Below are 526 nucleotides of genomic sequence, written 5' to 3'. Positions count from 1 at the left end.
GGGCCTCCGGCAGGCCGAGGTCACGGGACCCTGCCGCAGCCTCGGCCACCAACCGCTCCACCACTGCGGTGCCCTCCGGCGCTGCCGCTGCCGGTGGTTCTGCCGCCAGCCATTCGTCCACGGTCCGGAAGAGCGGGAAGTGTCCGGCGGCCGGCAGGGTGCTGCAGGCGGACTGGAAGGGCACCGCATCCTGCGTGCCGACGCGCAGGTAGGCCCTGCCCCTCGCGGTCACCGGAATGTCGGCGGCCACGGGCGAATCCAGCAGGTCGCGGGACTCGACCGTGTTCTGCGTCCGCAGCACGATCATGGTGGTGATATTCGCGCGGATGTCCGAGGAGACGGCACCCTGCGGCCGTTGCGTGGCCAGCACCAGGTGGATGCCCAAGGCACGGCCCACGGTGGCCACGCGCATCAGCTCGGGAAGCGCCTGCGGCGCGTCCTCGCCCAGCATCCGGAATTCGTCGACGACGACGACGAGCCGCGGCAGCGTGCCGGGCGGGCAGGCCGCGATGTCCCCGATACCGCG

The 526-nt window shown here is 72.4% G+C and carries 1 pseudogene; it reads right to left on the bottom strand.

The features are described 5' to 3' along the window. Positions 1-526, bottom strand: a pseudogene (locus AC5RUJ_RS18170) (hypothetical protein); the annotation flags it as partial.

The organism is Arthrobacter sp. Y3223164 (genome assembly GCF_059091005.1).
Note: the sequence above shows the minus strand (reverse complement) of the source record. Positions and strands in the feature narration are given on the sequence as shown.